This is a genomic window from Ruegeria sp. CG11 (genome assembly GCF_056537245.1).
Map to the genome: position 1 here is coordinate 391,275 of NZ_JBQFRE010000002.1, position 22,626 is coordinate 413,900.

The window sequence follows — 22,626 nt, forward strand, 5'->3', positions numbered from 1 at the left end:
GTATCGGCGGATTTCCCCAGAAACCGAGGCTGGATCACGAGAATTTATAGTTCCGCGGGAAGCCGTAGGGCGGCTTTTTCCCGACGCTGGCCCGTTTGGCCAGCCATTGGGACATATCGGCCTCGTGCCGCGTTTTGTCGCCGCCCATGGACCATTTCAGGCCCTCTTCCCAGTTGAACGTGGTGATGTCGGACAGGCCGCCATCCAGTTCCAGCGTCCCCTGACGCCCGCGTGCCATGTTGTATTTCTGCAGGCGAACGCCCTTGCCTCGGGTCATCTCGGGCAGTTCCTCCGCCGGGAAGACTAGGAACTTGCCGTTTTGAGACACCACCGCGACGTGATCCCCATCGATCGGCTTACAGATCATTGCGGTCTCGTCGCCCTTGACGTTCAGCACCTGCTTGCCGTTGCGAGTCTGCGCCAGCACGTCATCCTCGGGCACCATGAAACCGTTGCCCGCATCCGAGGCTACCAGCAGCTTGCGCCCTGGCTTGTGAATCAGGATGTCGATGATCTGCGCCTCGTTCGGCAGATCGACCATCAGGCGCAGCGGTTCGCCCATACCCCGCCCACCGGGCAGGTTGGCAGCGCTGACCGTATAGAATCGACCATTCGAGGCAAACACCAACAGCCGGTCGGTGGTTTCAGCGTGGAAGATGAAGCGTGGGCCGTCGCCGTCCTTGAACTTCAACTCGCGCTTCAGGTCGATATGACCGGTCATGGCCCGAATCCAGCCCATCTGAGAGCAGACAACCGTGATCGGCTCTTTGTCGATCATCGCCTCAAGCGGCACCTCTTCGACCTGCCCAGCCTCGGCAAACTGCGTGCGCCGCGCGCCGCCTTCGTAGTCTTTGCCGAAGGTCTTCTTGGTCTCTTTCAGCTGCTCGGCGATCTTGGCCCATTGCAAGCCGGGGTCAGCCAGCAGGTCCTCGAGGTTGGCACGCTCTTCCATCAACGCGTCGCGTTCGCGGACCAGTTCCATCTCTTCCAGACGGCGCAGGCTGCGAAGGCGCATATTGAGGATGGCGTCGACCTGAACCTCGGACAGTTCGCCCTCACCCGGCTTGGGCGAGACATAATCAGACTCATCGGTCGCGCGAACATGATCGATACCCCAGTCCTCGCGCATCAGCGCGGCCTTGGGGTCGTCGTCGTAACGGATGATGTCGATCACACGGTCGAGGTTCAGGAAGGCGACGATAAAGCCCTCCAACACCTCCAACCGGTGGTCAATCTTGCCCAGACGATGACGCGACCGGCGGATCAGAACCTCTTGCCGGTGATCGAGGAAGGCGCGCAGCACTTCCTTCATCGAGCAGACCTTGGGCGTCACACCGTCGATCAGCACGTTCATGTTCAGGCTGAACCGCACCTCAAGGTCCGAGTTGCGGTAGAGCATGCCCATCAGCACCTCGGGGTCCACATTCTTGGAACGCGGTTCGAGGATCAGGCGAATGTCATCGGCGGATTCGTCGCGCACATCGGCGAGGATCGGGATTTTCTTGGTCTGGATCAGTTCCGCGATCTTTTCGATCAGCTTGGATTTCTGAACCTGATAGGGAATCTCGGTGACGATGATCTGCCACTGGCCACGGCCCAGATCCTCGACCTCATACTTACAGCGCAGCCGGAACGAACCGCGCCCGGTCCGATAGGCTTGGGCAATGTTCTCGGGTGGCTCGACAATGACGCCGCCGGTCGGGAAATCCGGTCCAGGTACATAGTTCAACAAAGTATCGTCGCGCGCGTCCGGCGTCTTGATCAGGTGCAGACAGGCGTCACAAAGCTCCGAGATATTATGCGGCGGAATGTTCGTCGCCATCCCCACCGCAATACCGCTCGCGCCATTGGCCAGCAGGTTCGGGAACTGCGCGGGCAACACGACCGGTTCGGTCAGCGTGCCATCATAGTTGTCGCGAAAATCGACCGCGTCTTCGTTCAGCCCCTCAAGCAGCGCCTCGGCCACGATGGTCATCCGCGCCTCGGTGTATCGCGAGGCCGCCGGGTTGTCGCCGTCGATATTGCCAAAGTTCCCCTGCCCGTCGACCAGCGGGTAGCGAACGTTGAAATCCTGCGCCAGGCGCGCCATCGCGTCGTAAATCGCGGCATCACCGTGCGGGTGATAGTTACCCATCACGTCGCCCGAAATCTTGGCGGACTTACGGAAACCGCCCGTCGCGCTGAGTCGCAGCTCGCGCATGGCATAGAGGATTCGCCGGTGAACCGGCTTCAAACCATCCCGGGCATCCGGCAAAGCCCGGTGCATGATGGTGGACAGCGCATAGGTCAGATAGCGTTCGCCAATCGCGCGGCGCAGCGGTTCGGCTACCTCGCCCCCGTTTTCGGGGGCCTCCATGTTGGGGTCGTCGATCGTATCGTTCATATATGATGTGATACGCCGCAAGCGCGCCTTGGTAAAGCAAGCAGCGCATATTTTGCTGGGGACAAGTGGCGCTTTTTGCAACAGGGGGAGGCAACCCCCGGATTTCCCCCGTTTTTCGACTCAGACCCCGAAATATGATACCCTGAACGCATTAGACTACTGCCTATTTGTTGTTTCTTACGATTACCGGGGGATGCGCCATGACGCGCCTTATTGTTATCACTTTCGCTGCACTTGGTTGGTGCTTTTATGTAATGAGCGGCGGCCCGGATTTCGAACCGCGTGGCCTGCGCGCCGAACAACCCGTTCGCATTGCCTCTGTTCCAAATCCATCCGTTGCCCCTGCCCGCGCCGAGGAACTTGTGACCAATGTCGCGGCCCGCATTCCGACCGTTCGGATTCAGCCGGAATCAGCTGTGGAAGAGGTGGTCGAGTTCGTGGCGGACGACGCCACGCTCGAATCTTTCTCGACCCTGTCGGTGTTCGAAGATCAAAGCGCTAATATTACGCTTGCCTCGCTTGAAGACGGTGTGGCTGGTCTGACCCAGATCACCGACGAGGTGCAGGAAGACGTGGCGGAAACGCCCGCCCTGCCCGAACCGGAAAAGGACATTCGCGAAATCTCGGGCACCCGCGTGAACATGCGCGACGGGCCGGGCACGATCTACCCGATCATCGGCAAGGCCACCATCGGTCAGCAGGTCGAGGTACTGAGCGAATCCGGCACAGGATGGCTGCGCCTGCGCGTGTTGCCACAGCAACAGGTCGGATGGGTTTCTGCCTCGTTGGTGCGAAAAACCTCGAACTGACGGCGTCCTGTCATTGTCCTGACCCAAACCTCGCAATAGCTTAAGCGCAGGTTCAAAGTCAGGAAGATCATGAAAAAGACCATTCTCATTACCGGCTGTTCCTCGGGCATTGGTCTGGATGCGGCCCATGGAATGCGTGCGCGTGGATGGCGGGTGTTTGCCTCGTGTCGCCAACAGCGGGATTGCGACAGGCTGCGGGCGCAGGGGTTTGAAAGCCCACGCATTGACTACACTGACCCGGACAGCATCGCCTCGGGCCTGGCCGAGGTTCTGGAGGCCACCGGCGGCACGCTGGATGCGCTGTTCAACAACGGGGCGCACGGGCTGCCCGGCGCGGTCGAGGATCTGCCGACAGAGGGTCTGCGCGCGATATTCGAATCCAATTTCTTTGGCTGGCACGAGCTGACCCGGCAAGTCATTCCGGTCATGCGGGCGCAGGGACACGGGCGAATCGTTCAGAACTCCTCGGTGCTCGGTTTTGTGGCCTTTCCCTGGCGCGGGGCCTATGTGGCGACGAAATACGCTGTCGAAGGTCTGACGGACACGCTGCGCCTGGAACTGGCCGACACCGATATCAAGGTCATCCTGATCGAACCCGGCCCGATCACCTCGAAAATCCGCGAAAACTCGATCCCGTTTTTCGAGCGGTTCATCAACTGGCAGAACTCGGCCCTGCGGGAGCGGTACGAGGCGTCCCTGTTGAAAAGACTGTACGAATCCAGAGGACCCGACCGGTTCGAACTGCCCGCATCAGCCGTAACCGACAAGTTGGCCCATGCGGTTGGATCAAAACGCCCTCGGGCACGATACTATGTGACGACACCGACATATATCGCCGGATACCTGCGCCGCATCCTGCCGACCCGCACCATAGACCGCATCCTCTCGGACGTCTGAGGCGAAAATAACCGTTCGCTTTTGAGCCCCGTGGGTCTAGATGATAGACCAACGAAACAAGAAACGCGGACGGTGCATCCATGGACCTTTTGATGGTCATTTTGCTGTTGGCCATGGCGGCAGTGGTCGTCGTGCTGGCGATTGGCATTTCGAACTTTGGCAAAAGCGGCAAAAGCGCCGCGATGAAAAGCAACCGGATGATGCAGCTGCGCATCCTGTTCCAGTTCATTGCCGTGGTACTGATCGTGCTCTACGTCTGGCTGCGTGGACAAGGAGCACAGTAAATGGTCGTTCTGAACAAAATTTACACACGCACAGGCGATGACGGGAAAACCGCTTTGGGCAACGGAGAGCGGGTCGCCAAATATTCCGGCCGCGTAGCCGCCTATGGCACTGTTGACGAGCTGAACGCCTTTGTCGGCGTGGCCCGGACCGAAGCCAATGGCGAGGTCGACGCCGCCCTGTCGCGCATTCAGAACGACCTGTTCGATCTGGGGGCAGACTTCTGCCGCCCCGAGATGGAAAAGGACGCAGAGGCCGATTATCCCCCCCTGCGAGTCGTCGCCTCTCAGATCGACCGGCTCGAGGCTGAAATCGACGCCATGAACGAATCGCTGGAACCGCTGCGCAGCTTCATCCTTCCCGGTGGGTCGCGGCTGGCGGCGCATCTGCATGTATGCCGGACCGTTTCGCGCCGGGCCGAGCGGCTGGCAGTGGAACTGACCAACATGGAGCCCGTGAACGAGGTCGCGGTGAAATACCTCAACCGCCTCAGCGACTGGTTCTTCGTGGCCGCCCGTTGCGCCAACGAAAACGGCACGCAGGACGTGCTGTGGGTTCCGGGCGCGAACCGCTAAAAGCGGCGCAGTGTCCAGTGGACACTGCGGTGACCGGAAGGGCGGAGCCCCGTCCCGAAGGGCGGGCGCGAACCGCTAAGTTTCGGGCCGCAGCGTCAAAAAACACGAAACGCGACGTCCCAAGCCCATGACGTGACGATTTTGCTCTGTTGCGCGACGAATTCAGACGTTATTCAGGCGTCCGAGAGCATTGGTGGAGTCGCTTCGCGGCTTACCGTTTTTTGTGAGGAGCAAGCGCAAAATGAAGGTACTCGTGCCTGTGAAGCGCGTGATTGACTATAATGTGAAGGTTCGCGTTAAGGCGGACGGTAGCGGTGTCGATCTCGCCAATGTCAAAATGTCGATGAACCCGTTCGACGAGATTGCGGTGGAAGAGGCGATCCGCCTGAAAGAAGCGGGCAAGGCTGACGAAGTTGTTGCCGTTTCGATCGGCGTGAAGCAGGCGCAGGAAACCCTGCGGACCGCGCTGGCCATGGGCGCCGACCGCGCGATCCTGGTTGTGGCCGCCGATGACGTGCACACCGATATCGAGCCTCTGGCCGTTGCGAAAATCCTGGCCAAAGTGGTCGAGGAAGAGCAGCCGGGCATCGTTCTGGCTGGCAAGCAGGCGATCGACAACGACATGAACGCCACCGGTCAGATGCTGTCGGCGCTGCTGGGCTGGAGCCAGGGCACCTTCGCGTCCGAGCTGGACATCGAAGGCGACAGCGCCAAGATCACCCGTGAGGTTGACGGCGGCCTGCAGACCATCAGCGTCAAGATGCCGACCATCGTGACTGTTGACCTGCGCCTGAACGAGCCGCGATATGCGTCGCTGCCCAACATCATGAAGGCGAAGAAAAAGCCGCTGGATGAGAAAACCGCCGCCGATTACGGCGTCGACGTCACTCCGCGTCTGGAGATTGTCAAAACCGAAGAGCCGCCGGCACGTGCCGCCGGTATCATCGTGGGCTCGGTTGACGAGCTGGTCGGGAAACTCAAAGAAGCGGGGGCTGTGTAATGGCTGTTCTTCTTCTCGCGGAAGTCAACAATGGTGAGCTGTCGCTGGACGCCACCGCCAAAGCCGTCAACGCCGCAAAGGCTCTGGGTGACGTGACCGTTCTGGCCGCGGGCGGTTCTGCCGCTGCTGCTGGTGAGGCCGCTGCCAAGATCGACGGTGTGTCCAAGGTTCTGGTTGCCGAAGATGCCTCGCTGGGTCACCGCCTGGCGGAATCGACCGCAGCCCTGATCGTGTCGCTGGCCGATGGCTATGAGCACATCGTTGCGCCCGCCACCACCGACGCCAAGAACGTGATGCCGCGCGTTGCTGCGCTGCTGGACGTGATGGTGATCTCGGATGCGTCCGGCGTGGTTGACGGTTCGACCTTCGAGCGCCCGATCTATGCGGGCAACGCGATCCAGACCGTGAAATCCTCCGACGCCAAGAAGGTCGTCACCCTGCGGACCGCAAGCTTTGACGCGGCGGGCGAAGGTGGTTCGGCCCCGGTTGAGACCGTCTCGGTGCCCGGCTCCGAAGGTCTGTCGTCGTGGGTCGAGGACAAGGTTGCCGAGAGCGACCGTCCCGAGCTGACCTCGGCTGGCGTTGTTGTCTCGGGCGGCCGTGGTGTCGGCTCGGAAGAGGACTTCAAACTGATCGAAACCCTGGCCGACAAGCTGGGCGCCGCCGTTGGCGCGTCGCGTGCCGCGGTTGACTCGGGCTATGCCCCGAACGACTGGCAGGTGGGTCAGACCGGTAAGGTTGTTGCCCCGGACCTGTATGTCGCCGTCGGCATCTCGGGCGCGATCCAGCACCTGGCGGGTATGAAGGACAGCAAGGTCATCGTTGCGATCAACAAGGACGAAGAAGCGCCGATCTTCCAGGTCGCCGACTTCGGTCTGGTCGCAGACCTGTTCCAGGCCGTCCCGGAACTGACCGAGAAACTCGGCTAACTGGGTCAGGTTTTTCGTTGAAAGATATGGAAAGGCCCGCCTATTGGCGGGCCTTTTTCAATTCAGGTTCCGAATTGGACCAACCAACGCATCCGCAATGGTCTTATGCGCAGCCGGGCCGATCATGTGCTCGGCCATCGGCTGTTGCAGGGTGCCGAACAACATATCCTCAAGCTCATCCGATTGACCGGACACATGGGCCGCGACCTCGACACAGTCGGCAGTGTAGGGTCCGACGGCTTCCAACATCTCAGCCGTTACCGTGACCGGCACCCTTTGGCTGTCGTTGTCCTGCAAAACGTGGAGGCCCAGCAGAATGACCGGCACCTCAAGCCTGCCCAGTAGATCACTGACCTTTCGAACCCAGTTGCGGCGAAGCTCCTCGGCCACAACTTCGAAACGGGCGTCCTGATAGCCCTGCAGCAAGCTCATCAGGTGGCACACGAAATGGACATCGGCAAAGTCCACCTCAGGGTACAGGTCGATCAGATCCGGTGTTGGGGCCAGAACCCGGTCATTGCGCCGGGGATGGACGCGATAGAAGTGATTCGACTGGCTCAGGACGCCCGGGGTCTGAAGAATGCACAGTTCTGCCCCGTTCAGCAGCGAGAACAGCCCCGCATCGCCGCAGAGCGCGTCCAGCCCGCAGAACAGACTTCCCAGATTCAGACACCGCCGGTCCAGCCTGTCTTCGAGAATCGCCGCAAAGGGGCGTTCGACAAACCGTCCATACGTCTCATCCGCGCCAGCGCAGACCATGTAGGCCGTGTCCAACGACCGTCCCGGCCCGCGAAACCAAAGGCGCGATTTACCGTATTGGCATACGTCATGCCCGGCCCCCGCCGAGCCTGTTTGATGATAGCTCATAACACTCACCCATTTTTCACCCAATTGCCATCTTGCAGCCCCATGTCTTTAGAAAGTGCTAATGTGCGCATTTGAAGCAAATTGGATGGGTTCGATCCCCTTGCCGCCCCTACCGATCTGCCGGTACTGTCCACACAATCCCGAGACACAGAGGCATCAGAAAATGGATGTAAAATCAGTCGGAGTGATCGGCGCAGGCCAGATGGGCAACGGAATCGCCCATGTTCTGGCGCTGGCGGACTATGATGTTCTGCTCACCGATGTGAACCAAGACGCGCTGAACGCAGCAGTGGCGACGATCGAAGGCAATATGGCGCGTCAGGCCTCGCGTGGGAAAATCACGGATGACGCGATGCAGGCCGCGATGGGGCGGATTAAGACGACGTTGCAACTGCCGGAACTGGGTCAAACGGATTTGGTGATCGAAGCCGCCACCGAGCGTGAAACGATCAAACAGGCGATTTTCGAGGACCTGCAGCCGCATCTGCAGCCGCACACGATTCTGACCTCGAACACCTCGTCCATCTCGATCACGCGCCTGGCCAGTCGGACGGACCGGCCGGAAAAGTTCATGGGGTTCCACTTCATGAACCCGGTGCCGGTGATGCAACTGGTCGAATTGATCCGCGGCATTGCCACGGACGAAGAGACCTTTGGCACCTGCAAGGCCGTTGTGGACCGTCTGGGCAAGACCGCCGCCAGCGCCGAGGACTTCCCTGCCTTCATCGTGAACCGCATCCTGATGCCGATGATCAACGAGGCGGTCTATACCTTGTATGAAGGTGTCGGGAACGTGCAGTCGATCGACCAGTCGATGAAGCTGGGCGCGAACCACCCGATGGGACCGCTGGAACTGGCCGATTTCATCGGGTTGGACACGTGTCTGGCAATCATGAACGTGTTGCATGACGGGTTGGCCGATACCAAGTACCGCCCTTGCCCGCTGTTGACCAAATATGTCGAAGCCGGGTGGCTGGGTCGCAAGACCGAACGTGGATTCTATGACTATCGGGGCGAGGTTCCAGTTCCGACACGGTAAGGCCACGGTACGGCAGAGGGGCCAGCCCCCTCGCCCGGATGCTATCCGGGCTCAACCCCAAGATATTTTTGGCCAGATTAAGAGGCGGATCAGCCTTTGAGAACTTGGCCCAGCGACATTGTGTGCTTTCTGAGCCAAGCCATGAAGCCCCGCGGATCGCGTTCCAGCAGCTGCATATCCTCGTCCGAAATCGGCTCGCCGATGACCGGGGATTGCGGTTTGTTGCAGGAGCGCACGATTTCATGCAGCAACAGCCCTTGCCGCAGGATCGGAGACAGCTTGTTGGCAATCTGATAGGCGCGCGAGTTGCTGCCGGGGAAATAAATCGGCACCACACGAGCACCGGAGCGGCGGATCATCTTGGCGGTGAATACGTTCCATTCCTGCTCTTGCGCGGGGCCAAACCAGTCGTCCGATGACATCACCACACCCGATGGGAACAAGGCCACGACGCCGCCTTCTTTCAGGTGGTCCATCGCCTTGCCGCGCATTTCCAGCATTTTGGCCTGCGCATCTGGGTCATGCGGGAAGGGCACCGGGATCATGAAAGAGGTGGCCGCTTCGTCCAGTCCCGTCAGAACCGAGCGGGTCAGGATGCGGTAATCGCTGCGCACCTGACCGATCAGCTCGGCCAGAATCATGCCATCGACCATGCCATGGGGATGGTTCGCGACCACAACCACGGGGCCTTCTTTCGGGATGTGCGCCAACTGTTCCTGCGGCGTGGTCAGGTCGATGCCCATGACCTCGAGCGCCCCGCCCCAGAACCGCTGACCGCGGTAGTATTCGTTCTTTTTCTCGAACTTGTTGACCATGCGCAGAATGGTCAGCTTGCCCGTGCACCATTCGATGGCGCGAATAATTGTCGAAGTCCAAGCGTCGTCGAAAGAATTCGCGTAGGTCAGGGTTCTACGGTCGTAGATTTCGCCCTGATCCGCTGTCCCATCCACCATCGGGCCTGTCTTGGTCTCGTGCGTCGTTTCCGCCAATTCCTGGTCTTCCCGTTCTTCGTATCGCGGCTGGTTAGGTCAGAACCCTTCCCCGAACTTGTCGTTCACCAGGGTTTCCAATGCATCAGCCAACGCCTCAGCATCCGGTCCGGACGTCTCGACGTCAATAGTCGTTCCGCGCGAGGCTGCCAACATCAAAAGGCCCATAATGCTGTCACCCGAGGCAGAAAAGCCGTCCTTGGACACTTCGGCCTGTGCGTCAAAGCCCTCGACCACCTCAACCAGCTTGGCCGAGGCGCGGGCGTGCAGGCCTTTTTCATTAATGATTTTCAAGCTTCGATTGGTCATTCTTAATCAATCCGGTCTTCTTCCAACGTCACATTTTGCGCATTGATATATTTGCGTCCAGCCTCCATCGCTTGCCGCACGGCGTCCGCAATGGGCAGGTGGCGGGTTTTGGCCAGTTTAATCAACATAGGCAGATTTGCACCGTAAAGAATACGGCGATCCTGGGGGGCACAGGCCCGCAGGCTCAGATTCGATGGGCTGCCTCCGAACAGGTCGGTCACGACAACCACACCATCTCCGGCATCGACACTGTCGGCGGCCGCACAAATTTCGGCCTGTTTGGCCTCGCGATCATGATCGGCTTCGATCGAAATCGCGACCAGGCCGGGTTGCTTTCCGACCACATGCTGCATGGCGGCCAGGTATTCCTGTGCCAGCCCACCATGTGCTACGAGTACAATCCCGATCAATCCGGCCTCACATTCAACGATCGACGTTCCATTTCGCGGTGCCTAATTGCCACTTGCTGCCCCTCCTCTGCAAGGGCCTTTGCAACTGCTTCGGCCATGGCCACCGATCTGTGTTGCCCTCCGGTACAGCCGAAGGCCACAGACAGGTGCGCTTTGCCCTCAGCCCGAAAGGTCGGCAGCAAGAGTTTAAGCAGGTCGACAACCCGGTCAAAAAACGGCGCATAGTTTGTATCCGACTGAACATAGTGCGCCACGTCCGGGTTTCGACCATCTTCTACCCGCAGCTCGTGCCGCCAATAGGGATTGGCCAGAAACCGGCAATCGAACACCATATCCAAACCCCGCGGCAGACCGCGCTTGTACGAGAAGGACTCGATGGCCACCGCCAGATGCCGCCCGCCCTGAGGGGCGAACCAGCGTTCGACCTCTTCGCGCAATTGATGGACGTTCAGTGGGCTGGTGTCGATCAGGATATCGGCGATTTCGCGGATCGGGGCCAGCAGCTCTTTTTCCTGCCTAACGCCGGTTTCCGGGCTGGCATCGGCCGCAACCGGGTGCCGGCGGCGGGTTTCCGAGAACCGCCGCAAAAGAACATCGTCACTGCAATCCAGATACAGCGTCGTCAGATCGACCTGTTCCATCCGCCGCAATCTGATGGCCAGTTCGATAAAGCCGGTGGTCGAGAAATCACGGTTGCGCGCGTCTATACCCAATGCCATCGGGCGGTCGCTTTGCGGGCCTTCCAGCAAGCGCATCAACAGACCCATCGGCAGGTTGTCGATGGCCTCGAAACCCAAATCCTCGAGAACACGGATCGCCGTCGAGCGACCAGCGCCTGAGGGACCGGTCACCAAGACGATGCGCCGTTGCGGTGTCATATGCTGGGCCATTCCGGGTCCACGCGCCCCATCTTCAACAATTGCATAAGTGCCGCAGCTAAATTGGGCACACCCGCCGCCCGAAGCAAGGGAACAGTTTGCCTCAGCACCACAGTCTTTGTCAGCTCTGGCAGCCGCGCCGGTTCAGTCTGGTCAAGGTCCACCACGTAGCTGACCGGCGTTGCCCCCGCAGCCGGGGCGTGAAGCAAGCCGATGCCGCGTGCCTCGATCAACCCGCGCAGGTTTGGAGCCGCATCAGCCATGGCCTTTTCGCCGACCATACGCAGCTCTACTCTGTCATCACTGACCAACTCTGCCCCAAGCGCCAGCATTTGCAACGCCAGCGCCGATTTGCCCGCCCCCGAACGCCCGAGGATCAGCGCGCCTCGTCCTTCGACGGCAACACATGTGGCGTGGAGTAAGGCGGTGTCCTGATTCTGGATGTCAAAAAGGGTCCGACCGTTCATACGTTTACACGGGCAGGCCGACGACGAAACGCGCGCCTTGCGGATCCGACGTGATGTCCGCTTCGGTCGGGCGGATATTCTCGGCCCAGATCACGCCGCCATGCGCCTCGACAATCTGTTTGGAGATCGCCAGCCCAAGACCCGAGTTGTTGCCGAAATGCTCAGCCGGGCGTTGCGAGTAGAACCGCTTGAAGATTTTGGTCAGCGCCTGCTCCGGAATGCCGGGACCGGTGTCTTCGACCACGATCAGAACGCGGTTTTCGCGCCGCCGCACCCAAACCCGGATGGCGTCGCTTTCCTCGCAGAAGGAAATCGCGTTGGTGATCAGGTTGACGAAAACCTGCGCCAGACGCGCCTCGAGCCCGTTGATTGTTATCGGCTTGGAGGGCAGGTCTGTGATATAATCGATGCCCTTGGCGCGAGCGTCTTCACCCAGAAACTGGCTGATATTGCCCAACAGTTTGAGCAGGTCGAAGGGTTGCTCCTCTTCCTTGACCAACTCGGCATCCAGTCGGGACGCGTTCGAGATGTCGCTGACCAGACGATCAAGCCGCCGCACGTCATGTTCGATCACACCTAGCAGCTTATCGCGCTGATCCTCGCGCTTGACCATGCGCAGGGTGCCCACCGCCGACTGCAGACTGGCCAAGGGGTTCTTGATCTCATGCGCCACATCCGCAGCAAACTGTTCGTTGGCGTCGATGCGGCTGTACAGCGCCGTCACCATCCCCCGCAGTGCACGGCTGAGGCGTCCGATTTCATCCGGGCGCGCGCTGAGGTCGGGGATGCGGATACGGCCCGGGTTGACCCCGGCGCCCCGATCTTTGCCCATTTCGGCGGCTGCTGCCAGATCGGCCAGCGGGTTGGCGATAGTCGAGGCCAGCACAAGGCTCAGCCCGATAGACACCAGCAGCGCCACGACAAACATCTGCAGAATGCGTTCCTGTTCGCGCCGGGCCAGTGCGTCGATTTCACCGGCAGGACCTGCCATGGCGACCGCGCCAACCGGCGCTCCATCCAGCAGTATCGGCGCTGCGCCGACAATAACCGTTTGGCCCTTGTCATCCTGCACGGCTTGCACCTGCATCTGGCCTTGCAGCGCCTGTGGAATGATCTCCTGCACCCTCTGTGCAAGGGTTGGTGCGTCAGTACCGCCCCCGCCGGCAAAGACCCGGGACAAACCGGTCCAGACCGCATTCAGCGCGTCGCTGATCAAAGTACTGCCGGTCTGAACCTCGGATTCAGACCTGAGAAGAACCGGCATCTGCGACGAGGTCGATGCCCCACGTGTCCAGCCGATCAGAGTGCCACCGCCGTCATAAACAAAGACCTCGCCCCCGTCAGGAAGGCTAAGGCCTGCAAGCGTGTCCTTCACGTCCAACGCCGCCGTTTCCGAAGAGCCCGCAGCCTGGCTCTGACGCAGCTGGGCCTCGAACACGTTGCTGACCAGCTGTGCGTCTCCGACTAGGTTACGCGCGGTCTGCTGGACCTGCTCTTCACGGGAATCGTCAAGGTACAGCAAGCCGGTGACAAGAATGACCAGCGCGATCAGATTGAAGGTGATGATCTTCCGCGCCAGCGGTGAGCCGCGCAACGAAAACAGGTTGCGCCGACGACGCCTGGCGCGCAGCTCGGCCGACTCCGGATCCTGCGGGATGACCCAATCATCCCCGAGAACGACATCTCCGTCCCGTACTTCGATGGCTTGTTCCGTATCGCGCACCAGATCCGGTTACCCTCTTTCAGCGGCCACGCTTATTCTTCGTTGTACCGGTATCCGATACCGTAAAGCGTTTCGATGGCCGAAAACTCGGGATCTGCTGCCCGCATCTTCTTCCGCAAACGCTTGATGTGGCTGTCGATGGTCCGGTCATCGACATAGACCTGATCGTCATATGCGACGTCCATCAGTTGATCGCGACTTTTGACGAAACCGGGACGCTGCGCCAGCGCCTGAAGCAGCAGGAACTCGGTCACGGTTAGCGAGACATCCGCTCCCTTCCAGCTGACCGCATGGCGCAACGGGTCCATCCGCAATTCGCCCCGTTCCATCACCTTGGTGTCGCCGGTATTGGCATTTGTCACATCGCCTGCGGTCGCCTCTTGCCGACGCAATAGCGCGCGGATGCGTTCGACCAGCAAACGCTGCGAGAAAGGCTTTTTCACATAGTCATCCGCGCCCATGCGCAGGCCAAGTACCTCGTCGATCTCATCATCTTTCGAGGTCAGAAAGATTACTGGCATCTGGGTTTTCTGCCGCAGCCGCTGCAGAAGGTCCATGCCGTCCATGCGCGGCATCTTTATATCCAGCACGGCCATGTCAGGCAGTTTCTTGTTGAATGCATCCAGGGCCGCTTGCCCGTCATTATAGGTTTCGACCTCGAACCCTTCGGCTTCGAGAGTCATGGAAACAGACGTCAGAATGTTTCTGTCGTCGTCCACCAGTGCAATCTTTGACATCGGGATTACCCCTATTCCTGCTCACTCATGCAATATTTCGCTTATTAGTAAGGCATCTTTGTCGGTTTTATGGCTGCGAATCAATCCGTATCTGCGAATCGCACGGTTGTTGTCACACAGTTGCGGCAAAAAAGCCGTTAATCCGCGCAGAAAAGCGCCTTGTTTTTCGACAGGAAATTCCTGATGGCGCTAAACCTGAGCTTGGTTGCGCTAACTAAGCCAAACCCACCTGTTCATGCCCCAAACGACCGTGATAAGACGCGCCCAGCCGCCGGATTTTCCCGGCACACTGCCCCAAGAGCGCACGTGGCCCCAACTGCCGCAGCGCCGCCACAGGAGAAGACACACATGACATCTGGACGGGTTAACCCGCAATTCCGCCTCGAAGATCAGGGCATCGAGGGTCTGGGCAATGTCTATTACAACTTCATGGAACCGGCGCTGATCGAAGAGGCGCTGAAGCGCGGCGAAGGCACACTTGGCAATGGCGGGGCCTTTCTGGTCACCACCGGCAAGTTCACTGGCCGATCGCCTAAAGACAAGCACGTCGTCAAAACCGACAGCGTCGCTGACACCATTTGGTGGGAAAACAACGCCGCGATGAGCCCCGAGGGCTTTGACGCCCTGTACCAAGACATGCTGGCCCACATGAAAGGCCGCGACTACTTCGTTCAGGACCTCGTCGGCGGTGCCGATCCGGCCTACTCCATCAACGTGCGCATGGTCACCGAGCTGGCCTGGCACAACCTGTTCATCCGCCACCTGCTGCGCCGCCCGGATCGCGAGGATCTGAACGAGTTCATCGCCGACTTTACCATCATCAACTGCCCCAGCTTCCAGGCCGACCCGGCCAAGCACAACTGCCGCAGCGAGACGGTGATCGCGCTGAACTTTGATCGCAAGATGATCCTGATCGGCGGTACCGAGTATGCGGGTGAGAACAAGAAATCCGTATTCACCCTGCTGAACTACATGCTGCCGGAAAAAGGCGTGATGCCGATGCACTGCTCGGCCAACCACGCCGTTGGAAACCCGGTCGACACCGCCGTCTTCTTTGGCCTGTCCGGCACCGGCAAGACCACCTTGTCCGCCGACCCGTCGCGCACCCTGATCGGCGATGACGAGCACGGTTGGTCGGATCGCGGCACCTTTAACTTCGAAGGCGGCTGTTATGCCAAGACGATCAATCTGAACGCCGAAGCAGAGCCCGAAATCTACGCGACCACCAGCAAGTTCGCCACCGTGATCGAGAACATGGTCTTCGATCCCGAGACCAAGGAACTGGATTTCGACGACGACTCGCTGACCGCGAACATGCGCTGCGCCTACCCGCTCGAGTACATCTCGAACGCCTCCAGCAGTGCCTTGGGCGGTCACCCCAAGAACATCATCATGCTGACCTGTGATGCGTTTGGTGTACTGCCTCCGATCGCACGGCTAACCCCGGCACAGGCAATGTACCACTTCCTGTCCGGCTTCACTTCCAAAGTGGCCGGGACCGAGCGGGGCATCACCGAGCCGCAGCCGACCTTCTCGACCTGCTTCGGCGCGCCCTTCATGCCGCGCCGGCCCGAGGCGTATGGCAACCTGTTGCGCGACAAGATCGCCCAGCACGGCGCGACCTGCTGGCTGGTGAACACCGGCTGGACCGGCGGCGCCTATGGCGTTGGCTCGCGGATGCCGATCAAGGCCACCCGCGCCCTGCTGACCGCAGCGCTGGACGGGTCGCTGCGCGACGCCGAGTTCCGCAAGGACGCCAATTTCGGCTTTGACGTGCCTGTATCGGTACCCGGCGTGGCTGAGGTTCTGCTGGACCCGCGCCGCACCTGGGACGATCAGGCCGCGTTCGACAAACAGGCGGAAAAACTGGTGCAGATGTTCGCCGAGAACTTCGAACAGTACCTGCCCTTCATCGACGAAGACATCAAAGCCGTCGCAATCGGCTAACGGAAAAGGGGGCGGCTTCGCCCCCTTTTTCTTTGAGCGCCTCCCGGCAATATGATCGCCCTAAAGTTGCAATGCGCACAATGCGGTTACAAATCCGTTGCCCGGTGCCGTTTCATGGGGTATTTGATGACGTCATTATGACAAAAGGTCCGGCGCATTTCCGCACCGGACCGAACTTGAAAAGACCTTGGGGTGGCTCGAGCAGACGATCACATCAGCAAATTGAGCAACCTAATCAGATATGTACTGTATTACAAAGGGGAAAGGTGTCAAGGTGAGACATGCTGAAATCACTCAGATCAGTGTGTCGCATTCGTCGCAGATATGCGGCTGATGGCACTGGAATCGATGGGTAGAATATGACTGAAATCTCGAAACTGACCGAATTGCGCAAGCTGATGCAGAGCATGGAGCGGACGCTGGGGCTGGAGCAGCTGTCTCCGGTTGAGCGTGATATTTATTATGCCGCCGAAGAGCTATCCAAATCCGATGAAGAGGTGCGCACCTTCGGACTGATCGAACACACACTTGTGCAAAGCGTCTCGCGCCCGACTTTTTTTCGCGCGCTGAAATCGCTGGTGCAGAAAGGCTATCTGTCGCAAAGCGGCAGCGCCAACCGGGGCCGGTACATCGTTCATGCCCCCAGATGACGCCTTGAACCTGCGCACAGGTAGCTGATGATCGACGTGCGCAGTTGGGTGACTGACACTTTCTGGGCCTCACTGGCTTATGTTGTGGCATCGTACCTTACGTTTCAGGTACTGATGCCGCTTCAGAATGTGTTCTTTCCTGAATATCCAAGCAGGGCCAGTCTGCTATTCCTGCCGCACGGCGTGCGGGTTCTGTCGGCGTGGCTGCTGGGATGGCGGGCGATCTTCGCACTTCTGCCGGGGGTTTTTCTGGTCTTTGCCTTTCTCGGTGGCAGTGATGTGTTTCTGCCAAGCAGGCTGATGGCGATTGTCATTGCCGTCACCACAGTGCCTGCGGTGTTTTACCTATGTAAATGGGTAGGCTGGGATTTGTTTCCCCGATCCGATCGCAAACCCTGCTGGTCCTGTGTCATGGGGGTTGGGATCATCACTTCATTTCTTGTTGCCGGCCTGACCAACCTGGCCTTCGGCAGCGCGCGCGTGGAATACGTCGCCTTTCTGATCGGCGACATCTCGGGCCTGTTTTTCCTGATGCTGGGTCTGTATTTCACCTTCCGGTTCGCCGACCGTCACAGCTAACCCAGCAGCCCGCGCCGCAACAGGTTTACGCCCGCAATCAACAGAACCAGCAGCGTTACTTTTCGAAACACCGCCTGATCGATGCGTGATTGCAACCCCAGCCCAATCCACATCCCCGCCAGCGCCGGGAGGATCAGGATTGCCGAAAACGGCACCGTCTCGGCCCGCAGAATACCCGAGCCCAGATGCGCCAGCATCAGCGCCACCGCCCCCAGACCGTAGATCACCCCCTGCACGCGCATCTGCACCGCTTTGGGCGTGTTCAACGCAGTCAGGTAGGCAACGGTCGGCGGCCCCCAGATGCCGGACATTCCGCCGATAAACCCGGCAACCGCTCCGATCCCAACCTCGATCCGTGCAGATTGTTTACCAAGAGACAGTTGTACCCCCAGCACCTGTATCAGCGCGAAGAACGTGACCGGTATGCCGATCATCAGCAAAAAGGTCCGGGCAGGTACGGCGCTGACCAGCTGAGCGCCGAGCAGAAGGAACACAAACCCCACGATCAGAAAGATCCGGAACTGCTTGATTGCCGAAACGGCGGCGGGCAGTCCTTCACGCAGGGCCTGTACGCTGTTGGTCACCAGTGTTGGCAGGATCAGCCCGGCAATCGCCAGATCGGGCGGCAGGAACATACTGAGCCCGGAAATCAGAACCATCGGCATGGCAAACCCAACCATGCCTTTGACCCACCCCGCCACGAAGGCGACGATCAGGGCCAGCATCAGATCTTGCGGAGTGAGCAGGGAAAACAGCGTCATACGCCCGTGATATCACTCTTGGCGGGCGCTGCACTGCAAAATCGTCAAAGCAATTTTCGAACTTTTTAGCCGCACTTCACGTATTTTTGTTGCGCTGCACGTGCAGCATGATATGACCGGACGACACCAGAGAAGGACCTGATTCATGGCCCATGACGGACAGGATATGACCCAGATGACAACATCCGCGATTTTGCCCGAGCTTCTGACGTTGACCCGTGCCGCCCTGCCCGCGGTCGAAACCGTTTTCGAACGCGCCCGCGATGCAGTTCGTGAGATGGTCACCGAAGACGGCCGGATCTCTGGCGCGCTGATCGAGGCGAACCAGACCGCCGCGCATGGTCTGGCTTGGCTGGCGACGTACAACCAGTCACTGCAACAGATGCAACGCTGGGCCGATGCGCTAGCGGCGGACGGCAAGTTCGGTGAGATGGAGCAGCTGCTGCACCAGATCGCCTTTGGTGAATACCTGCATCAGGTCGCGGGTGGCATCCCGATGAACCAGGGTGAGGTCGTGCGCCTGCAGGATATGGGCCTCGGCTGGGACGCGCTGTCGGGCTTCCAAAGCACTGAAGTGCAGACGCTGATGGCGCAGGCCAACTCGCAGGCCGCTCGTACCCGTCTGGTGGCGCTGATGGAAGATCAGGCGGGGGCCACCATGTTTGGCGCCTCGGGTCTGGATGAAGAGCTGGAAATGATCCGCGACCAATTCCGCCGTTACGCGCAGGAAAAGGTCGAACCAAACGCTCATGACTGGCACCTCAAGGACGAGCTGATCCCGATCGAGATCATCGAAGAACTGGCCGAGATGGGTGTCTTCGGCCTGACCATCCCTGAAGAATTCGGGGGTTTTGGTCTGTCGAAAGCCTCGATGTGTGTGGTGTCCGAGGAACTCTCGCGTGGCTATATCGGCGTCGGCTCGCTGGGCACCCGCTCCGAGATCGCGGCCGAGCTGATCATCGCAGGTGGCACCGACGAACAGAAAGCCAACTGGCTGCCGAAACTGGCCAGCGCGGAAATCCTGCCGACCGCCGTGTTCACCGAACCGAACACCGGATCCGACCTTGGCAGCCTGCGCACGCGCGCTGTCAAAAACGCGGATGGTGATTATGAGATCACCGGCAACAAGACATGGATCACCCACGCGGCGCGCACCCATGTGATGACCCTGCTGGCCCGCACCAATCCCGACAACACCGACCACCGCGGCCTGTCCATGTTCCTGGCCGAGAAAACGCCGGGCACCGACGAGAACCCCTTCCCCACCCCCGGCATGACCGGTGGCGAGATCGAGGTTCTGGGCTATCGCGGCATGAAGGAATACGAGCTGGGCTTTGACGGTTTCAAGGTCAAAGGCGAAAACCTTCTGGGCGGCGAAGAGGGCAAAGGCTTCAAACAGCTGATGGAGACCTTCGAATCCGCCCGTATCCAGACCGCTGCCCGTGCCATCGGTGTGGCCCAGTGCGCGCTGGATATCGCCATGCAATACGCGCAGGATCGTAAGCAATTTGGCAAGTCGTTGATCAACTTCCCCCGCGTGTCCGGCAAGCTGGCGATGATGGCGGTTGAAATCATGATTGCGCGCCAGTTGACCTATTTCTCGGCTTGGGAAAAAGACCACGGCCAGCGTTGTGACCTTGAGGCCGGTATGGCCAAGCTGCTGGGCGCACGCGTGGCATGGGCGGCTGCGGATAATGGTCTGCAAATCCATGGCGGCAACGGCTTTGCACTGGAATACAAGATCAGCCGTGTCCTGTGCGATGCGCGCATTCTGAACATTTTCGAAGGGGCTGCCGAAATTCAGGCACAGGTCATCGCGCGGCGTCTGCTGGGCTGACCTTGCTCGGCATTCCTGTTTCCCCGACTGGCCCGGCCTTTGTGCCGGGTCTTTTTCTGTTGGGTGCCGGTTGTGATCCGCTGACGCGCAAACTTCCCCTTTGATCTTAGACGGCAACCCGGTTACAGCACCCTGCGCTTCAAAAGGAATGGCTGCCGGAATGACCAGACGACTTTTCGCACTTTGGGCGGTCCTTGCGGCCCTCGTCCTGAGCGGCTGCGCCAAGACACAGCCAACCGCCACGCAGAATGATATCGACGATCTGGCGCAGGCCATTCAGTCCCTCGACCCAAAGGTTGATCCGGCCGAGGCGCAAAAGGCCGCGACAATCGCCTACACCTATTCACAACAGTTGAAGCAGGAATGGAACGTCACCGACTCGGCCATCATTCACAATGCCAAGGTCATCAATGGCTTCCGTGAAAAGGGCCTGTGCAACGACTGGGCGCAGGCAATGACGACGCGCCTGCGGCAGGAAAACTTCCGTACGCTGGACCTGCACTGGGCCACGTCTCCGCCGACGCAATTCCGGATCATCCACCACTCGGCCCTGATCAGCGCCAAGGGGGATTCCATGTATGATGGGATCATCCTTGACCCGTGGCGTGCAAGTGGCGCGCTGACATGGGCCCCCGTGCGAGAGGACACCAAGTACAACTGGCGTCCGCGTCTGGAAGTGCGGGAAGAGTTGATCAGCGGCGAACTGCCTTACTAGCGGTTCCGTCGACCGTCCTGCTGCGCTAAGACCGACCCATGACACGCCTGATCCTGACCCTGCCCCTGCTTGCCCTGTTTCAATGCGACAAGGATGAGACGGTCGCCGCCTATGGCGCGGCAGACCAGACATGGGCGCTGCAGGAGATTGACGGGCAGCCTTACGAGGCCAGCGCCCTGCTGCGCTTTCCCGAGGCAGGCAAGATCGAAGGCAACGCACCCTGCAACAGCTACAGCGGCACTCTGAACGCGCCCTACCCGTGGTTTGAGGTCACGGATCTGACCGCCACCCGCGCCGCCTGCGCCGGGCTTGAGGCCGAGGGCTTCTATTTCGCCGCCCTCATGGCCATGACCCTATCCGAAGTGTCAGGCGATGTGCTGATCCTGCGTAACGATGACGGGCACGAGATGGTGTTCACAGCCGTCGATTGAACCGATCCACGAACCGCGCCCGCGCTTCGGGCAGCGGATGGTGGCCCAGCGAGGGCGCGACCCTGTGTTCCAGAAAATAACCCGTGGTCTTTAGGGCATCAGAAAGTTCGGCGTCCGGCGCGGCCCCTTCGCCACGCAAACAGGGCGGTAGCGGCAACAGCTTGTCGGCCCACTCCCCTGCGCCTTGGGCACTGACGGCCCGACCGGTCTTGGGTGAGACATAGACCAACCCTTCGGTGGTCCCTGTCACCGCACAAGCGGACAGGTCCAGACCAAAACCCAACTCCTCAAGCAGTGCCAGTTCCCAGCGCAGATAGGCCAGCGGCCAGATCTCGTCCTGGCCCAACAGGTCCATCAACTGTTCGGTCTGCTTGTAGATCGCCGGATGCGGCTCGCGCTCGGGCAGGCAGAACGACAGCAACGACACCACCGCGTTCAACCCGGCCAGCGCCAACCGCCCCGAAAACGCAGCCGCCGCGCGGGATCGCAGGGGTTCTACCTGAAACGTCCCGATATGCTCCTCAAGCCGCGCGCGCCAGAGCAAATCCAACTGCGCACCGGGCTGCAGGATCGGCGCAATCTTACGGCTGGTCCCGCCGCGCACGACACCGGCATGACGTCCGTGGCCTTCGGTAAAGACCTCGATGATCGCCGCTGTCTCACCATGGCGGCGAGAGGTCAGAAGTATGCCGTGATCGCGCCAGTCCAAAGATAGCTCGTTTCATTAAGTGCCTACACATTCAATCGAAATGGGCTTCGATGAGCAAGAGCCACGTCGCGAGTGATGACGTTGTCAGGTCTTGTACTATCGAGAAACTCAACCTAAAGGGTAGTGAAATCCGCAAACTCAATAACTAGTGGAAGTCTGATGTACCCGATTAGTCAAGGTTATTCCGAAGTCACCAAACGTCTGGATGCGTTGGTAAGTAACGATCACCATGCAGAGGCTCTACTCGCATCTGTTTTTGCTTTGGAAAAGACGATGAAGAGATCATTAAGATTCTGTGCACTCAATAGGGGCTTTTCGTCCAAACAGTGTGATAAAATCCTTACGAACAAGGGTTTCAATGACATTGTCAACATTTGGCCTGTATTCGAGCGAAAGCACCGAAGCCTACCCGAGTTCATTGGCCAAAGTGACTGGCAGCACGTTCCCGAAGCTGTCACAATGCGCAACAAAATGGTACATGGGGCGCGGGTGTATTCTTTAGCTGATTGTAGCGATGCAACAGCTAACGTACGGACAGCAATGGAAAATCTCAGGATCAAATCTATCTCAGAATTAGGCTGCGATCCTTGGATGACTCTCCCTGGAAGAATTAAATCTTCTCTTGATTGGCTTGGCACAGGCCAACCCGCCTCTAAATCACAGTGATGGCTTACCGTTAAGATATCGGTATTCTCCTCACCAT

General features: G+C 59.5%; 25 protein-coding genes. 14 read left to right on the top strand and 11 right to left on the bottom strand.

Annotated elements, in window-relative coordinates; all coding sequences use genetic code 11:
- Positions 1-34 precede the first annotated feature (34 nt).
- On the bottom strand, positions 35-2,383 hold the full coding sequence (parC, locus tag ACR0KW_RS08030; protein WP_480804521.1) for a DNA topoisomerase IV subunit A: 2,349 nt from the start codon (positions 2,381-2,383) through the stop codon (positions 35-37).
- Between the two features lie 200 nt (positions 2,384-2,583).
- Between parC and ACR0KW_RS08035 the strand changes: the two genes are divergently transcribed.
- The 6 genes from ACR0KW_RS08035 to ACR0KW_RS08060 all read left to right on the top strand — a co-directional run bounded on the left by ACR0KW_RS08035 (position 2,584) and on the right by ACR0KW_RS08060 (position 6,875).
- Entirely contained in the window at positions 2,584-3,192 is a 609-nt protein-coding gene (locus tag ACR0KW_RS08035; protein WP_480804522.1) for an SH3 domain-containing protein, read from the top strand.
- A gap of 69 nt (positions 3,193-3,261) precedes the next feature.
- Positions 3,262-4,089, top strand: a complete 828-nt coding sequence (locus tag ACR0KW_RS08040; RefSeq protein ID WP_170407783.1) for an SDR family NAD(P)-dependent oxidoreductase — start codon at positions 3,262-3,264, stop codon at positions 4,087-4,089.
- A gap of 80 nt (positions 4,090-4,169) precedes the next feature.
- The gene (locus ACR0KW_RS08045; RefSeq protein ID WP_170333664.1) at positions 4,170-4,373 is read left to right on the top strand and encodes a twin transmembrane helix small protein; all 204 of its coding nucleotides are present in this window, start codon (positions 4,170-4,172) and stop codon (positions 4,371-4,373) included.
- A complete protein-coding gene (locus ACR0KW_RS08050; protein ID WP_480804523.1) occupies positions 4,374-4,946 on the top strand; it encodes a cob(I)yrinic acid a,c-diamide adenosyltransferase in 573 nt (190 codons plus the stop codon). It abuts the gene before it with no gap.
- Positions 4,947-5,187: 241 nt separating this feature from the next.
- Positions 5,188-5,946: an electron transfer flavoprotein subunit beta/FixA family protein gene (locus ACR0KW_RS08055; RefSeq protein WP_170531305.1), complete on the top strand. Its 759-nt coding sequence runs from the start codon at positions 5,188-5,190 to the stop codon at positions 5,944-5,946.
- On the top strand, positions 5,946-6,875 hold the full coding sequence (locus tag ACR0KW_RS08060; RefSeq protein WP_170328294.1) for an electron transfer flavoprotein subunit alpha/FixB family protein: 930 nt from the start codon (positions 5,946-5,948) through the stop codon (positions 6,873-6,875). Before ACR0KW_RS08055 ends, ACR0KW_RS08060 begins: the two co-directional genes overlap by 1 nt.
- A 57-nt stretch (positions 6,876-6,932) precedes the next feature.
- Here ACR0KW_RS08060 and ACR0KW_RS08065 read toward each other — a convergent pair whose 3' ends face one another.
- On the bottom strand, positions 6,933-7,742 hold the full coding sequence (locus ACR0KW_RS08065; RefSeq protein WP_480804524.1) for a DUF6473 family protein: 810 nt from the start codon (positions 7,740-7,742) through the stop codon (positions 6,933-6,935).
- A gap of 163 nt (positions 7,743-7,905) precedes the next feature.
- Here ACR0KW_RS08065 and ACR0KW_RS08070 point away from each other — a divergent pair, with 163 nt between their 5' ends.
- Positions 7,906-8,781 (top strand): 3-hydroxybutyryl-CoA dehydrogenase, encoded by an 876-nt coding sequence (locus ACR0KW_RS08070; protein ID WP_170328295.1) that lies wholly within the window; start codon positions 7,906-7,908, stop codon positions 8,779-8,781.
- A gap of 89 nt (positions 8,782-8,870) precedes the next feature.
- Here the strand turns inward: ACR0KW_RS08070 and ACR0KW_RS08075 are convergent, their stop codons facing one another.
- Genes ACR0KW_RS08075 through ACR0KW_RS08105 form a run of 7 tightly spaced genes read right to left on the bottom strand, consistent with a single transcriptional unit; the run spans position 8,871 to position 14,294 of the window.
- Positions 8,871-9,770, bottom strand: coding sequence for a lysophospholipid acyltransferase family protein (locus ACR0KW_RS08075; protein ID WP_480804525.1), 900 nt, complete (start codon positions 9,768-9,770; stop codon positions 8,871-8,873).
- A 39-nt stretch (positions 9,771-9,809) separates the two neighbouring features.
- Entirely contained in the window at positions 9,810-10,079 is a 270-nt protein-coding gene (locus ACR0KW_RS08080) for an HPr family phosphocarrier protein (protein ID WP_170328297.1), read from the bottom strand.
- A gap of 2 nt (positions 10,080-10,081) precedes the next feature.
- Positions 10,082-10,489, bottom strand: coding sequence for a PTS sugar transporter subunit IIA (locus ACR0KW_RS08085; protein WP_170328298.1), 408 nt, complete (start codon positions 10,487-10,489; stop codon positions 10,082-10,084).
- Positions 10,486-11,379: an RNase adapter RapZ gene (rapZ, locus tag ACR0KW_RS08090; protein WP_480804526.1), complete on the bottom strand. Its 894-nt coding sequence runs from the start codon at positions 11,377-11,379 to the stop codon at positions 10,486-10,488. Before rapZ ends, ACR0KW_RS08085 begins: the two co-directional genes overlap by 4 nt.
- Positions 11,364-11,834 carry an HPr kinase/phosphorylase gene (locus ACR0KW_RS08095; protein WP_480804527.1) on the bottom strand — a complete coding sequence of 157 codons (471 nt, stop codon included), beginning with the start codon at positions 11,832-11,834 and terminating at the stop codon, positions 11,364-11,366. The genes rapZ and ACR0KW_RS08095 overlap by 16 nt, the downstream gene beginning before the upstream one ends.
- A 4-nt stretch (positions 11,835-11,838) precedes the next feature.
- Positions 11,839-13,557 carry a sensor histidine kinase gene (locus tag ACR0KW_RS08100; RefSeq protein ID WP_480804528.1) on the bottom strand — a complete coding sequence of 573 codons (1,719 nt, stop codon included), beginning with the start codon at positions 13,555-13,557 and terminating at the stop codon, positions 11,839-11,841.
- A gap of 32 nt (positions 13,558-13,589) precedes the next feature.
- Positions 13,590-14,294 carry a response regulator transcription factor gene (locus ACR0KW_RS08105; RefSeq protein ID WP_480804529.1) on the bottom strand — a complete coding sequence of 235 codons (705 nt, stop codon included), beginning with the start codon at positions 14,292-14,294 and terminating at the stop codon, positions 13,590-13,592.
- Positions 14,295-14,642: 348 nt separating this feature from the next.
- Here ACR0KW_RS08105 and ACR0KW_RS08110 point away from each other — a divergent pair, with 348 nt between their 5' ends.
- The 3 genes from ACR0KW_RS08110 (at position 14,643) to ACR0KW_RS08120 (ending at position 17,470) form a co-directional block, all read left to right on the top strand.
- Positions 14,643-16,241 (top strand): phosphoenolpyruvate carboxykinase, encoded by a 1,599-nt coding sequence (locus ACR0KW_RS08110; protein WP_480804530.1) that lies wholly within the window; start codon positions 14,643-14,645, stop codon positions 16,239-16,241.
- Positions 16,242-16,600: 359 nt separating this feature from the next.
- Complete coding sequence (locus ACR0KW_RS08115; RefSeq protein ID WP_480804531.1) at positions 16,601-16,891, top strand: hypothetical protein; 291 nt, start codon at positions 16,601-16,603, stop codon at positions 16,889-16,891.
- A gap of 27 nt (positions 16,892-16,918) precedes the next feature.
- Positions 16,919-17,470 carry a hypothetical protein gene (locus ACR0KW_RS08120; protein ID WP_480804532.1) on the top strand — a complete coding sequence of 184 codons (552 nt, stop codon included), beginning with the start codon at positions 16,919-16,921 and terminating at the stop codon, positions 17,468-17,470.
- Here ACR0KW_RS08120 and ACR0KW_RS08125 read toward each other — a convergent pair.
- Positions 17,467-18,231, bottom strand: coding sequence for a sulfite exporter TauE/SafE family protein (locus ACR0KW_RS08125; RefSeq protein ID WP_480804533.1), 765 nt, complete (start codon positions 18,229-18,231; stop codon positions 17,467-17,469). The genes ACR0KW_RS08120 and ACR0KW_RS08125 overlap by 4 nt on opposite strands.
- Before the next feature lie 145 nt (positions 18,232-18,376).
- On the opposite strand from ACR0KW_RS08125, the gene ACR0KW_RS08130 reads away from it, so the two are divergent.
- The 3 genes from ACR0KW_RS08130 (at position 18,377) to ACR0KW_RS08140 (ending at position 21,214) form a co-directional block, all read left to right on the top strand.
- Positions 18,377-20,068, top strand: a complete 1,692-nt coding sequence (locus ACR0KW_RS08130; protein WP_480804534.1) for an acyl-CoA dehydrogenase family protein — start codon at positions 18,377-18,379, stop codon at positions 20,066-20,068.
- Between the two features lie 160 nt (positions 20,069-20,228).
- On the top strand, positions 20,229-20,783 hold the full coding sequence (locus ACR0KW_RS08135; protein WP_480804535.1) for a hypothetical protein: 555 nt from the start codon (positions 20,229-20,231) through the stop codon (positions 20,781-20,783).
- Between the two features lie 38 nt (positions 20,784-20,821).
- A complete protein-coding gene (locus ACR0KW_RS08140) occupies positions 20,822-21,214 on the top strand; it encodes an META domain-containing protein (RefSeq protein WP_480804536.1) in 393 nt (130 codons plus the stop codon).
- Here the strand turns inward: ACR0KW_RS08140 and recO are convergent.
- Positions 21,198-21,923 carry a DNA repair protein RecO gene (gene recO / locus ACR0KW_RS08145; protein WP_480804537.1) on the bottom strand — a complete coding sequence of 242 codons (726 nt, stop codon included), beginning with the start codon at positions 21,921-21,923 and terminating at the stop codon, positions 21,198-21,200. The two genes, ACR0KW_RS08140 and recO, sit on opposite strands and share 17 nt — an antisense overlap.
- 159 nt (positions 21,924-22,082) lie before the next feature.
- Between recO and ACR0KW_RS08150 the strand changes: the two genes are divergently transcribed.
- On the top strand, positions 22,083-22,589 hold the full coding sequence (locus tag ACR0KW_RS08150; RefSeq protein WP_480804538.1) for a hypothetical protein: 507 nt from the start codon (positions 22,083-22,085) through the stop codon (positions 22,587-22,589).
- Positions 22,590-22,626: the final 37 nt, after the last annotated feature.